Genomic DNA, 213 nt, shown 5'->3' on the forward strand with positions numbered 1-213 from the left:
AGATGAAATTGCTGCTGATAAGGAGAATTTATGGGTGGCAATATCTGATAATATAAATGCTTCAAAAGAAAAGGAGACTATTCTACTAACAGAAGTAGAGATAAATGGAAAAGCGGCACAGTTAGATGGAACATATGCTATGGAGAAAAAGGAGAACGGAACAGATGGTCAGGTTTGTCATTATAGGTTGGAAGATACAACTATTAAAGATAA

Origin of the sequence: Blautia sp. AF19-10LB (assembly GCF_003461245.1) — a bacterium.
Lineage (GTDB): Bacteria > Bacillota > Clostridia > Lachnospirales > Lachnospiraceae > Blautia_A > Blautia_A intestinihominis.